Annotated in this window: 9 protein-coding genes; 2 read left to right on the top strand and 7 right to left on the bottom strand. The window is 33.4% G+C overall.

The window, feature by feature from the left end:
* Window positions 1-232 precede the first annotated feature (232 nt).
* Entirely contained in the window at window positions 233-403 is a 171-nt protein-coding gene (locus CUEA01_RS24435) for a hypothetical protein (RefSeq protein WP_234125063.1), read from the top strand.
* A gap of 132 nt (window positions 404-535) precedes the next feature.
* Here the strand turns inward: CUEA01_RS24435 and pulA are convergent, their stop codons facing one another.
* The 6 genes from pulA to CUEA01_RS24405 form a co-directional block, all read right to left on the bottom strand.
* Complete coding sequence (gene pulA, locus CUEA01_RS24430) at window positions 536-2,530, bottom strand: type I pullulanase (RefSeq protein WP_234125061.1); 1,995 nt, start codon at window positions 2,528-2,530, stop codon at window positions 536-538.
* 115 nt (window positions 2,531-2,645) lie between these two features.
* Complete coding sequence (locus CUEA01_RS24425; protein WP_234125059.1) at window positions 2,646-2,828, bottom strand: VanZ family protein; 183 nt, start codon at window positions 2,826-2,828, stop codon at window positions 2,646-2,648.
* 14 nt (window positions 2,829-2,842) lie between these two features.
* Complete coding sequence (locus CUEA01_RS24420) at window positions 2,843-3,811, bottom strand: ABC transporter permease family protein (RefSeq protein ID WP_234125057.1); 969 nt, start codon at window positions 3,809-3,811, stop codon at window positions 2,843-2,845.
* A gap of 1 nt (window position 3,812) precedes the next feature.
* On the bottom strand, window positions 3,813-4,862 hold the full coding sequence (locus tag CUEA01_RS24415) for a hypothetical protein (RefSeq protein ID WP_234125055.1): 1,050 nt from the start codon (window positions 4,860-4,862) through the stop codon (window positions 3,813-3,815).
* Window positions 4,843-5,739 (bottom strand): ABC transporter ATP-binding protein, encoded by an 897-nt coding sequence (locus tag CUEA01_RS24410; protein WP_234125053.1) that lies wholly within the window; start codon window positions 5,737-5,739, stop codon window positions 4,843-4,845. The genes CUEA01_RS24415 and CUEA01_RS24410 overlap by 20 nt, the downstream gene beginning before the upstream one ends.
* A 13-nt stretch (window positions 5,740-5,752) precedes the next feature.
* On the bottom strand, window positions 5,753-6,160 hold the full coding sequence (locus CUEA01_RS24405; protein ID WP_234125052.1) for a GntR family transcriptional regulator: 408 nt from the start codon (window positions 6,158-6,160) through the stop codon (window positions 5,753-5,755).
* Between the two features lie 238 nt (window positions 6,161-6,398).
* On the opposite strand from CUEA01_RS24405, the gene CUEA01_RS24400 reads away from it, so the two are divergent.
* Window positions 6,399-7,772, top strand: coding sequence for an ISNCY family transposase (locus tag CUEA01_RS24400; protein ID WP_456237147.1), 1,374 nt, complete (start codon window positions 6,399-6,401; stop codon window positions 7,770-7,772).
* Window positions 7,773-8,009: 237 nt separating this feature from the next.
* Here CUEA01_RS24400 and CUEA01_RS24395 read toward each other — a convergent pair whose 3' ends face one another.
* Entirely contained in the window at window positions 8,010-16,319 is an 8,310-nt protein-coding gene (locus CUEA01_RS24395; RefSeq protein WP_234125051.1) for a X2-like carbohydrate binding domain-containing protein, read from the bottom strand.
* Window positions 16,320-16,410: the final 91 nt, after the last annotated feature.

Below are 16,410 nucleotides of genomic sequence, written 5' to 3'. Positions count from 1 at the left end.
CTTAATCTGCAAATAAATTGTGGATAACTTATCCACACTATCAACAATACTATATATTGATAATTTTATGCCTATTTTATACAACATCTATATATTATTGTAAACTTCTACTTTATTTTATCATGTATTTTTCAAAGTTATACACAAATTTTATTTTATCAACAGGCATATGTATATTTTTTATTAGTTCTACACAAAATACATTATAAATTGTGTCAAGGAGATGTTTTTTATGGATAATAACAAAAATAGAAGAAAAGATAGGCCTAAATCAAATCCGGAACTTAGAAGCATGGCTGGAAAAGAAGGCGCTAATATAGGAATGGAAAATGGCAAAAAAGATGGCTCTGATGTTAGCGGTGAGAAGTTTACAAAGCGTTCAAAGTTATCTCATAATAAATAAGCTGTTCAAAACTGAACAGCTTATTTTAATATTGTTATTTATAGGAGGATGTAAAAAAAGGTATTCTATAGGTTTTACTATACCGCACATAAGGCCGTATGAGCGGCTCATAAAAAAGAATACCTATATTTTTTACATGCTCCCATATAACACCATTGAAGTTCTAGCCTTGATTGTAACTTCATCCCCAGAAATTGCTTCAAGTACATCTACTCCTGACTTATCTTCCTTAACTACAACCTTCCAATTTCCCTTTGGTAAGCTTACCTTATCCGCTGTATCTCCCGCATTAATAATAACAACTATATCCTCCCACTCATCCCCATTTGCATTGTTAGAAATTATATATCCAATAGTGCTGTCCTTTGTATCAAAAAACTTTAAATTTTTTTGAATTTCAGCAGTTGTTGTCATTCTAAATGCAGGGTGAGCCTTTCTAAGTTTTATCAACCCTTTATAATAGTCAAAAACCCTCCTATAAGTATGCTTCCTGCTCCAATCAATTTTGTTTACTGAATCTGATGAATTAAAACTATTTTCAACAAATCCATTTCCACTTTCATCTGGCTTACTTCTAAGAAATTCTTGCCCATTGTGAATAAAAGGTATTCCCTGAGAAGTTAGTACTATAAACGCAGCCATTTGATCCATTTTTACTCTTTCACTTTCAGGTACATTGAAACTAGTTAGAGCTATTTTATCCCAAAGTGTATTGTTGTCATGGCAGGCTGCGTAATTTACAGTTTGAGTGGGTTCTTTTGCCCAAGGCTTAAATTTATATGGAACTTTATAATATTCTATATCATTATGCAATGTTGCTGCAACTATGCTAAATTTTATTTGCTCTTTTAAATCTGCAATTTTGTATGCTAGGTGCCTCTTGCCAACTTTTCTAACCCATTTTCCATTAAAATTAATAAATCCACCCCAATCAGGTTCAAATACATGTCCCTTAAGTCCATCACGCATATCGTCGCTAAAAGCCGCAATTCTACTGTCAAGTTTATCAGCATTTATTTTTGTTGCCTTTTCTTCATCACTTATTGTAACTTCGTCGCCAAGTTCCCACCCCTCACCATACATAAGTATTTGAGGATTAATTTTATCTAAAGCTTTTCTCATTAAATTCATAGTTTCTACATCATGTAAGCCCATAAGATCAAATCTAAAGCCATCAATGTGATATTCCTTTGCAAAATAAGTCACTGCATCCATCATATATTTTCTAAACATAAGTTTTTCTGAGGCAGTATCATTCTTACATTGCGAATTCTGAACAACGTTTCCATCATCATCTTGGCGGTAGTAGTATTTGGGAACAAGCTTATTAAATGCAGAATTTTCATATTCATGAGTATGATTGAAAACACAATCCATTATTACTGCTATGCCTTCATCATGAAGTGCTTTGATCATTTTTTTCATTTCTTGTATTCTGACGGTTCCTGAAAATGGATTAGTAGAGTAACTTCCTTCAGGAACCATATAATTTTTAGGGTCATATCCCCAATTATATTGCTTAGAATTTACCTTGCTTTCATCTATACTTCCAAAATCAAAAATCGGAAGCAAATGAACTGCATTTATGCCAAGTTCTTTAAGGTGGTCTAAGCCTGTTTTTTCTCCTTCAGCACTTCTTGTCCCAGTTTCAGTTAACGAAAGAAACTTGCCCTTATTTTTAATTTCTGAATCTTCATCCACAGATATATCTCTCAAATGAAGCTCATATATTATTGCATCTGTCTGATTTTTTATTTTTGGACCCTTATCCTTTTCCCAACCACTCGGATTAGTCTTTAAAAGATCAACAACCATACCTCTATCACCATTTACACCAACTGCCTTTGAGTAAATATCTTGTGTTTCTCTTGTTTTCCCAGCTACAGTTACCTCATATGTATAAAAGGTTCCTTGTAAATCTCCACTTTTAGTAAAATTCCAAACAGCATTATCACCTTTTGTCATTACATTTTCTTCTATAAGATTGTCTCCATTTCCCTCACTATAAAGCTTTAAAACTATCTTTTCTGCAGTTGGAGACCAAACCTTAAATACTGTTTTTTCCTTTGAATAAATAGCCCCTAATTCTCCACTATAATAATATTTGTCTAAAAAGTCTATCTTCAATCTTTACATCTCCCTCCTTATGCAATCGGTTGCGTAGATATCAAAAAAATTGTACAAATAACTCTAATATCTAGAGTTTTTGCACAAACCTTAATATGTTTTCATTATATATTTTTTAAGTTGGAAATTCAACATTCCTTTTTACTCTAGCTGCTGTAACTTTTTTAAATACAACGATTCCTATAAAGGCACCTATCGTATTTAAAATAACATCATCAATATCAGATGATCTAAATTCACCTATATAACGAACAAAAAATTGAATTGTTTCAATAGAAACTGACATTGATATTGGCATCTTCGCACGCTCCCCTAGTTTTCACCATTAACCCGTTTTATAATCTTGCCATAAGCATAATATAGAATAACTACACTAATAATGCCTACTAAAGTACTCATTCTGCTATTCTCTCTAAGAAATTGATCACTAGTTATAGCTACAATGACCATTGCAATATTAACTACAATAAATATCCTAATAACCAATCCTGCTGCCTTATATAGGTTTAAGTTCCCCATATTTTCAAGCGGCGCCCTTTTAAATAATTTTATCATAATTGTAAAAAATATCAATATAAATATTATTAAAACATATATTTTAAGTAAAGGATTATATCTTTCAACAGTATTATAGAATGGAACCAAAAGGAAATCCCGCCTCACATGAGTACTAATTTTATATATGCCCAAAACTGTATCTATAAGTTCTCCTCCTGCTGCCCAAAAAAATAGAATAAGAATACTTACAATCGTACCTGCTACGTTATTTCCAAACAAAGATTGAATAAACATAATAAAGGTAACCAAAAATATATGTGAGAGTATGCTTATAAGCATCCACATAAAAGTAAAGCTATAATTATTATAAATTGACATCTTACTGTAATTTGTAAAATACAATATTGTAAACGCACAATAACTTATAATTTCAGGTATAATGGTAACTACAATTGCCATAATCCACTTACTTAATATGATTTGATTTCTACTATATGGCATAGCATTTAACATTTCATATTGTTTATTTATAGAATCTACTGCCATAATAACAAATACAGAAAAAAATATTAATATTATATTTATCAAAGTATATTGACCCCATATGCAAAAATAGTGTATATAACTATAATCTATATTTGCATATTGATTTTCTACACCAGGAACTTTTACATATTCTATATATTGCGAAAATGTTTGAAGCATAGTCGTCAAACTTATAAAAATAGAAAGTATAATCAGCCACTTTGCATATATCCATTCTTTCCACAAAAGCTTTTTCATTTCACTCACCTCTGTCATATTTACTAAGTTTTATTATTCTATCTATACGCGAATAGGCAAAATATGAAGCTACTATAAAAATTATATTAATTATTATTAAATACGTTGAAGATGCAAGCTCAGCATTTAATATTCTTGATAATCCTTTTGCAAATAGTACTCCTATACTAACTGAAGAAAATATTTTAAATGCCATTTCTTTTTTAGGCGAAGCTTTAATCATTACATCCTCTCCTGACTTTATTTTTTTTGAAATATAAATTAGTAAAATAACTACCGCTATTAATATTATTAAAAGTTTTATAGTTGCTGGGAAAACTCTATCACTTTGAATGTATACCTTGCCCCCAACGTTCTTTTCGTCTGCATAAATCCACAAATATCCCCTCAAGCATAAATCATCTAGTCGTCCCAAAAGTTTATTAACTTGAGTTTCCCATGAATTTCTAAAACTTATGATATAAATAAAATTTTCTATTGAACCAGGTAAATCTAAAATTGAAATTCCAAGAAGCATTGCAAAAAAGCCATTTTTACATACAAGCTGAATACACATTAAAAATAAATATATAATTAGTTGCAGCATTAAAGTTATTATGAAACAAAATACAATATACCTTATTCTAATAATGTTATTTAAATATTTTTCATTGCTTAAATACATAAACATATTTACTAAAAATCCAATAAAATCAGAAATAAGTATAATAAATGTTCCTACTGCTGCTTTTGCAAAAATGCTTTGTTTTTTAGTAAATGGCATATATTCTATAAGTGCACTAACAGATTTTTTTCTATCATTGTTAATAAGCAAATAAGACATAATTACAACTAAAATAAAATCAATTATATAAAAGCCGTTATTAAAGGAGTTTTCAAAAAAAGTTCTAAATCCCTCTTCATTTGTAAAAACAACATGATATGTCGTTATGGATTCAAGCATACTGGTGATTTCTAGTGCTTTTGAGCTAAATAAAATAAATGGTATAAGAATCCAATATACCGCCTTCCATTCCTTATAAAGAAGTGCCTTACTTAAGTATTTCTTCATATTCTACCCCGCCTCCAACAGAATATATAAACATATCCTCTAAACTCATGCCTATTTCCTCTTTAAAAGAAATGCCGCTGTTATCAAGTTTCTTTTTAAATTCTTCATCATATTTATTAGTAACAATACTGTATACCCTTCCAACCTTTTCAACCTTAAACACGCCATTCCACTTTTCAATATCCTCTGGTACTTTGTCCTTAAACACTACTTGTACTTTTCTTATAGTTTTCTTCATTTCTTCAACAGAGTTCATGTATTTTATTTCGCCTTCAAATAAAATTCCAACTAGGTCACACATTCTCTCAAGGCTATTTAAATTATGTGAAGATATAAATACCGTAGTTCCTCTTTCTGCAACTTCATCAAGAATTATATTTATAACCTGCTTTTTTGCAATTGGATCAAGCCCACCTGTTGGCTCGTCGAGCACGAGTATCTCTGGCATTATGCTTAAATTTAACATCAAGGCAAGCTTCATTTTCATTCCCTTTGAAAGCTTTCTAACTATTGTATTTGTTGGAACCTTTAAAACCTTATTTAATTCATTAAATCTATCCACATTAAAACTTTCATAAGTCATAGTATAAAATTTGATTAGGCTCTTTATATTAAAGTAACTAAAAAAATCATTTTGATCTGCAACATATCCAATGTGCTTTTTTACTTCTGGATTGTCGAATACCTTTTGATCAAGCAAATTTATTTCACCACTATCTACCTCATATATTCCAGTAAGGCATTTTATTAAAGTTGTTTTTCCTGCTCCATTGGGCCCGATAAGCCCAAAAATATTTCCTTTATCAACTTCAATATTTACATTTTTAAGAACCTCTATTGTTCCAAGTTTTTTGCTTACATTTTTTATACTTATCAAAAATTTCACCTCCTTATTTCTTTGAATATTTCTCATCAAAGCTGTCACTGCCTATGCTTTCATAAACCGAGTTAACCATATCCACTATTTTTTCTTTTGAAATCCCCATATACTTTGCTTCAACTATTATTTTTTTAATATTATCCTTTAAATTTTCCATCCTCTCCGCCTCCATGATTGGTTTATAATCAGATGTTACATAAGTTCCTTTTCCCCTTATGGTCTCAATTACCTTTTGCCTTTCAAGCTCAGTATAAGCTCTACTTACTGTATTTGGATTTGCTGTAATCCTTGAAGACATTTCTCTTACAGATGGAAGCCTATCTCCGCTTTGTAGCAGCCCCTTCAATATCTCTTCCTTTATTTGATCCACAATCTGCTGATATATTGGAACATTGCTTTTGTTATCTATATTAATCAAGGCCTTACCTCCTTCTTATATTGTATTAAGTGTATTAATTCAATTAGTACAGTTTTAATATAATACCAATTTATTGAAATGTCAATATGCATTTAATAAAAACTCCTTCTTATATGATTGAAAAGTGATAATGTCTTAGTGTACCACATTTGATTATGTCCCAAAAAATAAAATTTATAGTATAATAAACCTCATTGCTAGAAATGAGGAGGACATAATGAGAAAGGTGTATTTAAAAATGAATGAAGAATTAAAATATAAAGTTATTAAGAAGTTAATAGATAGTAACGGTAGCAAGCAGAGAGCAGCAATTGAGTTAGGGTGCACTGTTAGACATATCAACAGAATGATTAATGGGTATAAAGAAAAAGGAAAAGCTTTTTTTGTTCATGGCAATTGTGGAAAAAAGCCATCTCATACTATAGATGATTCAGTAAAAAAAGATATTATAGATTTATACAAAACAAAATATGAAGATGCAAATCTAACACATTTTTCTGAGCTCTTAGAAGAAAGGGAAGAAATAAAAGTCTCAGCAACAACTATACGTTCTATCCTTTTACAGGAATTCATCCTATCCCCTAAGGCAAAGCGTTCTTCTAAAAAAGCTTTGTGTAACAAGCTTAGAGACTTACAAAAAGATACTAAATCAAAAAAAGAAGCCACTACCATTCAAAATACTATCCTTGATATAGAAGATGCTCATCCTAGACGTCCTAGATGTGCTTATTTTGGTGAAATGCTTCAAATGGATGCTTCTGTTCATCTTTGGTTTGGTGAAAATAAAACACAGCTTCATATAGCTGTGGATGATGCTACTGGATCAATTGTAGGTGCTTATTTTGATAATCAAGAAACCCTTAATGGCTATTATCATGTGCTTTATCAGATATTAACTACTTATGGCATTCCTTATATGTTTTACACTGATAAACGTACTGTTTTCGAATACAAAATGAAAAAGTCATCTTCAATAGAAGATGACACATTTACTCAATTTGGTTACGCATGTAAGCAATTAGGAATTGAAATAAAAACCAGTAGCGTTCCACAAGCAAAAGGACGTGTGGAACGCATGTTTGAAACTCTACAATCGCGGCTCCCTATAGAACTGCGTTTATCTGGTATAAGCACAATTGAGCAAGCAAATGAATTTTTAAACTCCTACATAAAAAAATTCAATGCTCGATTTGCTTTACCTGTTGATAATATCAAATCTGTGTTTGAAACGCAACCCAATATTGAAAAAATCAATTTAACTCTTGCTGTGCTTGCTGGTAGGAAAATAGACAGCGGAAGTTGTGTAAAATACAATAAAAGATATTATCTTCCTGTAGATACTAATGGACACCCTGTATATTATCATAAGGGAACCTCCGGATTAGTTATAAATGCGTTTAACAATGAATTATTATTTTCTGTTAACGAAAAAATTTATGCCCTTGAATTGCTTCCAGATCATGTTCCCTCGTCAAAGAACTTTGATCTTGCACAAACTACAAAAGTTCCAAAGAAACGCTACATACCACCTATGAGTCATCCTTGGAAGCAGGCTTCATTTGAACAGTATTGTAGTAAGCAAGCTCATAGGCAAAAGGAAAGCATAGCATAAATTTATAAATCTATTTTCTTAAAAATCGAAGATTTTTAAGGTTTATTTGCCATACCTTAAAATAGAGTCAGACCATTAATAAAGCACCAGCAAAAACTGGTGCTAATAATTAAAACTTTTTAGGACATTTTCAAAAATGCTTGACATATGCATTTAATAAAAACTCCTTCTTATAATAATGCGCTATTGCCTTAATTATCACAAGAAGGAGTTTCTATATTAAATTTAAACTAATTTTTATAGGCTTGTCATATAGAAGGTTATTTCCATTGTTTTAGAATCAAAACTTCCATCTAATTTAAGCCATGCTTTAGCTGTTTCATCATAGTAATACATTGAAATACTATTTGGATCTATTCCTTTTATTTGATCAGCTGTTAATTTCATTGTTACTTTAATTTTTTCATTATTTGCAAGCTTGTGAATATCTTCTATATAATTATTGTTTGCATCAAATAGTTGAATACTTAATAACAATGGATTACCTACCTGCTGTAAGCCATTTGGTAAACTTCCATACTGTTTTGATACATCTGCTTCTGCGTCTTGCTCTGTAACTTTAATATAATCTGTTCCATCAGCTAAATCAATAGCACTTGCTGGTATTGATATTTCTGCTCCGTCGCTATCTACTACTAATGTATTATCTCTGCTTGTTAAGTAAGCAGCAGATATTTTTGTTTCTTCTCCATTACTAGTTGTTGTAGGTTTAAAGTTATAAGTATTTCCGCTTGTGTAGGTTGCTTTTACTACTAAATTTCCTGTTACCTTATCAAAAGCTTTATCCCAACCTGCAAATACATAACCTGCTCTTGTTGGATTTGCTGGTGCTGTTGCACTTCCTCCATAATTTACTGTCTCAGGTGTTCCTATTACTGTTCCATCATAATCTTCAAAGGTTACCGTACAGCCATTTGCTGAGTACTGTGCTGTCACAACTAAGTCTCCTGTTACACTATCAAAAGCTTTGTCCCAACCTGTAAAAGTATAGCCTGCTCTTGTTGGATTTGCTGGTGCAAATGCACTTTCTCCATAATTTACTATCTGAGGCACGCCTATAGTTCTTCCATCATAATCCTTAAAGATTACTGTATAGCTGCCTGTTGTACCAGTACCTGTGTTTGAGTTATACACCTTGTTCATAATAGCAAAGTTTGTAAAATGAGTTGTTTCAAATGAGAATTCCTTTGTACTAGGATCAAAACTTCCTCCTAATTCAACCCACTTTTGTGCAGTTTCATCATAATAATACATTGAAAGCTTACTTGGATCTAAGCCTGCTATTTGTGCAGCTGTAAGTTTTATTGTTACTTTAACTTTTTGATTATTTGCAAACTGGTGAATATCTTTTATCAAATTATCATTTACATCAAGTAACTGAATACTTAAATTTAATGGACTGCCTATCATTCTCTCATTACTTGGCAAATTATAAAATAAGCCTTGTACAGTATTTGTTTGTGGAGTTACAGCTTTTTCTGTAACCTTAATATGATCTGCTCCATTAGCATTAGTTAAATCAATTGCACTTGCTGGTATAGATAAATCTGCTGTTGGGTCAGTTATTACTAGTGTGTTATCTCTACTCTTTAAATAATCCGTAGATATTTCTGTTCCACCTGAAGTACCTGCTTGGCTTGGTGCAAAGTCATACGTATTTCCACTTGTATAAGTTGCTGTTACCACTAAATTTGCTGTTACATTACTATAGCTCTTGTCCCAACCTGCAAAAACATATCCTGTTCTTGTTGGATTTGCTGGTGCTGTTGCATTCCCGCCATAATTTACTGCTTCTGGTGTTCCTATTACTGTTCCATCATAATCCTCGAAAGTTACTGTATAGCTATTTATAGTCCACTTTGCATACAAAGTTACTGCTGCTGTTACAGTATCATTTGCAAAATCCCATTTATTCTGACATGCTGCTTCCTTATACCAGCCTCCAAAAGTATATCCTGTTCTTACTGGTGCTGCTGGTTCTACTATTTTGTTTCCACTTACTACAGTTTGACTTCCTATTGTACTTCCATCATAATTCTTAAAAGTAGCTGTGTAAGTTCCTGGTGTTGTATCTATTACTGTTACACTTAAAGTTTGTGGACTACCTTCACTGAAGTTAAATACTAATGCTGTTGTTCCTGTACTTAAGCTTGCTAGGTAACTCTTATTTATTGTTACCGTATTACCATTTACTGTATAATCTGTTCCTTTTACTAAAGTGTAAGTTCCATTTGTAATACTTGCTAAAGTATTTCCATTCAGTGTCATTCCTACGCTTACATTCGCTTGATTTGCAGTATTCTTATCAAAACTTGATGTATTTGTACTTAAGCTTGATGATACTGGTGCAATATAACCATCAGCTATAACACCAGATTTTCCCCAGTTAGTAACTTTATTATCTGCTGTTGACACTTCTACTGCTTCTATATATTTACCATTTTGCACTGTTATTTCATGTGCATTTGCATCTGTTACTTCTGTCCAATCACTTGGTGTAATTACATCTCCTACATTTAATGCTGTTGGTGCTGCATTTACTATTCTGTAATATATCTTGTGATTGCTATCTGCTGCTGGTGTTACTGTTAAGTTTACTTTTCCTGATACCGCTGGAGTTTCAGCTGCCGCTTCTACTGTTAATCCACTTGCTGCTACTGGTGTTGTATCTGTTACTGCTACATTTAAAATTTGTGGACTACCTTCACTAAAGTTAAACACTAACGCTGCTGTTCCTGTACTTAAGCTTGCTAAATAGCTCTTTTTTATTGTTACTTCATTTCCATTTACATCATAATCTATTCCATTTATTAAAGTGTAAATTCCATTTGTGATGCTTGTTAAGGTGTTTTCATTTACTGCCATAGTTACATTTACAGCTGTCTGATTTGCTGAAATTGTAACTGCTAACTTTTGTGTTCCAAAATTAAATACTAAGTTTACTGTTCCTGTTCCTACTTTTGTTAAGAAACCTCTTTTTATAGTCACTGTATTTCCGTTGACTATATAATCAGTACCATTAACTAATGTATTTCCTTCATTTGTAATGCTTGTTAACTCATCCCCATTTAATGCCATAGTCAAATTTGCGCCTGTTTGATCTAATGATATTGCCGCTGTTAGGTTCTGTGAACTTCCTGTAGTGGAGCTAAATAATATTGTTGATGCTCCTGTACTTAATTTCCCTAAGCTGCTCTTTTCTATTGAAACTGTATTCCCGCTTATTGTGTAATCTGTTCCCTGAACTAGCGAAGTTCCTGAATTTGTTATACTTGTTAAGGTATTTTTACCTATTGTCATACCTACATTTACATCCGCCTCATTTAATGTGTTTTTATCAAAGTTCGCTGTTGTTGGGCTTATACTTGCGTTACCTGGTGTCGAATCTGATATTATTACACTTAAACTTTGAGAACTTCCTGCACTAAAGTTAAATACTAATGTTGATACTCCTGTACTTAAGCTTGCTAAGTAACTCTTTTTTATTGTTACTAAGCTTGAACTTGCTGTGTAATCTGTTCCATTTACTAAAGTGTAAGTTCCATTTGTAATACTTGTTAAGGTATTTCCGTTTAGTGTCATCCCAATGCTTACATCTGCTTGATTTGCTGTATTCTTATCAAAGTTTACTGTACTTGTACTTAAGCTTGATGATACTGGTGCAATATAACCATCGGCTGTAGCACTAGACTTACCCCACTTAGTAACCTTATAATCTCCATTTGTTACTTCTATTGCTTCTATATACTGACCATTTGCTACCGATATCTCATGTGCATTTGTATCTGCTACAACTATCCAACCATCACCTGGCTCAACTTCATCTCCTACATTTAATGCTGTTGGATTTGAATTTACTATTCTATATAACATCGTGTGATTACTATCCTGAGCTGCTGGTGTTACTGTTAAGTTTACTTTGCCTGATACTGCTGGAGTTTCTGCCGCTGCCGTTACTGTTAATCCACTTGCTGCTATTGGTGTTGTATCTGTTACTGTTACATTTAAAGTTTGTGGATTGCCTTCACTGAAGTTAAATACTAATGCTTCTGTTCCTGTGCCTAAGCTTGCTAAATAGGCCTTATTTATTGTTACTGTATTTCCACTTACTCTGTAATCTGTTCCATTTACTAAAGTGTAAATTCCATTTGTAATACTTGTAAAATAATTTCCATTTAGCGTTAGTCCTATGCTTATATCTTCTTGATTTGCTGTATTCTTATCAAAGTTTGCCGTATTTGTACTTAAGCTTGATGAAGCAATATAACCATCGGCTATGGCACCAGATTTTCCCCAGTTAGTAACTTTATTATCTGCTGTTGTTACTTCTACTGCTTCTATATATTTACCGTTTTGCACTGCTATTTCATGTGCATTTGCATCTGTTACTTCTATCCAATCACTTGGTGTAATTACATCTCCTACATTTAATGCTGTTGGATTCGAATCTACTACTTGGTAATATACCTTGTGATTAGCATCTATAGCTGCTGGTGTTACTGTTAAGTTTACTTTGCCTGATACTGCTGGAGTTTCAGCTGCCGCTTCTACTGTTAATCCACTTGCTGCTATTGGTGTTGTATCTGTTACTGTTACATTTAAAGTTTGTGGGTTGCCTTCACTGAAGTTAAATACTAATGCTTCTGTTCCTGTGCTTAAGCTTGCTAAATAGGACTTATTTATTGTTACTGTATTTCCACTTACTGTGTAATCTGTTCCATTTACTAAAGTGTAAATTCCACTTGTAATACTTGTAAAATCATTCCCATTTAGCGTCATTTCTATGCTTATATCTGCTTGATTTGCTGTATTCTTATCAAAGCTTGCCGTATTTATACTTAAGCTTGATGATACTATTGGGCTCCACTGAGCATATAATGTTGTACTCCTAGTAATGTTAAAGCTTCCCCCTGCTGCCACTGCTGTTCCTGTTCCATCCTGTGATGTATTCCAACCTGCAAATTTATAGTTAGCTTTTGCAAGATCTCCAGAATCTTTTGCTGTTACAGAAGTTCCACTAGTATAACTATTACTGTCTGTTGGCACTGTTCCAGCTGTGTTCCCATTTCCATCATAGGTTAATGTATAAGAAGAAACTGGTAGTCCTATTTTTCTTATTACATTGTTAAGACTATCAGCTATATATATATTACCGCTGCTGTCTATTGCCATTCCATTTGGGTAATTTACTTCCGCACTCGATGCTAAACCTCCATCTCCATAATAACCTCCTCCATACCAACCTGGTCTTCCGGCTATTGTGCTTATCTTTTTTGTTTGAAAATCCACTTTTCTTATCAAGTTGTTATAAGTATCCGATATATATACATTACCGCTGCTATCTACTGCTACTCCACATGGGGAATCTAATAGAGCATTTGTTGCTAATCCTCCATCTCCACTATAACCACCATCTCCCTCTTGACCCATTCCTGCTCCTGCTATTGTATTCATGTTTCCGCTTGTATCTATTTCTCTTATTAAATCATGAGTAGTATCAGCTATATATATATTGTCATGGCTATCTACTGCAACTCCAAATGGATAAAATAATGATGCTTTTATTATTGAACCATCGCTTCCGCTTCCCGCTATTGTGCTTATGTCTTTATTTGTATCTACTTCTCTTATTGCATTGTTACTAGTGTCAGCTATAAATATATTACCTTTGCTATCTACTGCTACTCCACATGGACCATTTAATTTTGCACTTTTTGCTGCTGCTCCATCTCCAGTATTCCCCGCTGTTCCTGTTCCTGCTATTGTACTTATGTTTCCCCCTGTATCTATTTCTCTTATTACATTGTTACTAGTATCAGCTATATAAACATTACCTTCTCTATCTACTGCTACTCCTTGCGGAGCATTTAATTGTGCACTTTTTGCTTCATGTCCATCTCCAGTATACCCAGCTGTTCCTGTTCCTGCTATTGTACTTATGTTTCCCCCTGTATCTATTTCTCTTATTACATTGTTATTAGTATCAGCTATGTATATTTTCCCACTGTTGTCTACTGCTACTGCACCCGGTCTTCTTAATTGTGCACTTTTTGCTAGTCCTCCATCTCCAGTATACCCAGCTGTTCCTGTTCCTGCTATTGTATTTATATAAAGTGCTGGTGGTACTGATGTTTGTTCCCACTGAGCATACAAGGTTGTATCCCCAGTAATGTTAAAGCTTCCCCCTGCTGCCACTGCTGTTCCCGTTCCATCCTTTGCTGTATTCCAACCTGCAAAAGTATAGTTAGTTTTTGCAAGATCTCCAGAATCTTTTGCTGTTACAGAAGTTCCACTAGTATAACTATTACTGTCTGTTGGCACTGTTCCATTTGTATTCCCATTTCCATCATAGGTCACAGTATATGATGAAATTGGCATTGATATTTTTCTTATTTCATGATTAAACTTATCCGCTATATATACATTTCCACTACTGTCTACCGATATTTGACATGGTGTCGATAATGTAGCACTTGTTGCTAAGCCGTTATCCCCGCCGTAGGCACTTGTTCCGTTTCCTGCTATTGTACTTATAGTTCCTGTTTCATGATCTATTTTTCTTATTGCACTATTGCTACTATCAGCTAAGTATACATTGCCACTACTATCTACCGCTACTCCACTTGGAGTGTTTAATGTAGCACTTGTTGCTAAACCGTTATCTCCACTATAGCCCCTTGTCCCTGTTCCTGCTATCGTGCTTATGTTCCCTGTTGTATGATCTATTTTCCTTATTACATTGTTACCACTATCAGCTATATATACATTTCCACTGTTGTCTATTGCTACTTCTCTTGGACCATATAATGTAGCACTTGTTGCTAAGCCGTTATCTCCACTATAGCCCCTTGTCCCTGTTCCTGCTATCGTGCTTATGTTCCCTGTTATATGATCTATTTTTCTTACTACATTGTTACCACTATCAGCTATATATACATTTCCACTGTTGTCTACTGCTACTCCATTTGGACCATATAATGTAGCACTTGTTGCTAAACCGTTATCTCCACTGTAGCCACTTGTCCCTGTTCCCGCTATTGTACTTATATTTCCTGTTGTATTATCTATTTTTCTTATTGCACTGTTACTACTATCAGCTATATATACATTTCCGCTGCTGTCTACTGCCACCCCCATTGGCATGTTCAATTTAGCACTTGTTGCTAAGCCGTTATCTCCACTGTAGCCACTTGTTCCTGTTCCTGCTATTGTACTTATGTTCCCTGTTGTATGATCTATTTTTCTTACTGCATTGTTACCACTATCAGCTATATATACATTTCCACTGCTGTCTGCTACTACTCCCATTGGATTACTTAATGCAGCACTTGTTGCTAAGCCTCCATCCCCACTATACGCAATTGCTGGTACATCCTTTGTTGTTCCCACTATTGTGCTTATGTTACCTGTTGTATGATCTATTTCTCTTACTGCATTGTTACTACTATCAGCTATATATACATTTCCACTGTTGTCTACTGCTACTCCCATTGGATAATTTAATGTTGCACTTGTTGCTAAGCCATTATTCCCACTATATCCACCTGCTCCAGTTCCCGCTATTGTGCTTATGTTTCCTGTGGCATGATCTATTTTTCTTATTGCCTGGTTATAAACATCAGATACATATATATTTTCACTGCTATCTACTGCTATTCCTACTGGGTTTTTTAATTTAGCACTTGTTGCTAAGCTGTTATCCCCACTATATCCACTTGCTCCAGTTCCCGCTATTGTGCTTATGTTTCCTGTAGAATGATCTATTTTTCTTATTACACTGTTATTAGTATCAGCTATATATACATTTCCACTGCTTCCTACTGCTACTCCACTTGGATTTTTTAATGTTGCACTTGTTGCTAAGCCTCCATCTCCACTATATCCGCCTACTCCTGTTCCCGCTATTGTACTTATGTTTCCTGTAGAATGATCTATTTTTCTTATTGCCTGGTTATAAACATCAGCTACATATATATTTCCACTGCTATCTACTGCTACTCCCTCTGGGTTTCTTAATTTTGCACTTGTTGCTAAGCTGTTATCCCCACTATATCCACTTGTTCCAGTTCCCGCTATTGTGCTTATGTTTCCTGTAGCATGATCTATTTTTCTTATTACATTGTTATTAGTATCTGCTATATATACATTTTCACTGCTATCTACTGCTACTCCAGTTGGATACCCTAATTTAGCACTTGTTGCTAAACCATTATCTCCACTATATCCGCTTACTCCAGTTCCTGCTATTGTTGTTATGTTTCCTGTAGAATAATCTATCTTTCTTATTACATTATTAGAACTATCTGCTATATATACATTTCCACTGCTTCCTACTGCTACTCCATCTGGATGTCTTAATGTTGCACTTGTTGCTAAACCATTATCTCCAGTGTATCCACTTATACCCTGTTTTGTCGTTGTTCCAGCTATTCTACTAATTATTGCACCAGTATCTGCGTGCACAACTCCATTCGAAGGCAATGATATCGCCGTCACTAAAAAAATCGAACTTAAAAATGTAGCTATCCATTTTCGTTTTTTCTTCACAAAATTACCCCCCTTAATTGTATCTTTTTTATTTCTTAATAGTTTGTCAATTTATATTTTACATGACAAAACTCAACAAAAAATAAACAAA

Source organism: Clostridium hydrogenum (assembly GCF_021432385.1).
In the GTDB taxonomy this organism is placed as follows: domain Bacteria; phylum Bacillota; class Clostridia; order Clostridiales; family Clostridiaceae; genus Clostridium_S; species Clostridium_S hydrogenum.
The sequence above is the reverse complement of the archived record's forward strand: the minus strand, read 5'-3'. Positions and strand labels throughout refer to the sequence as shown.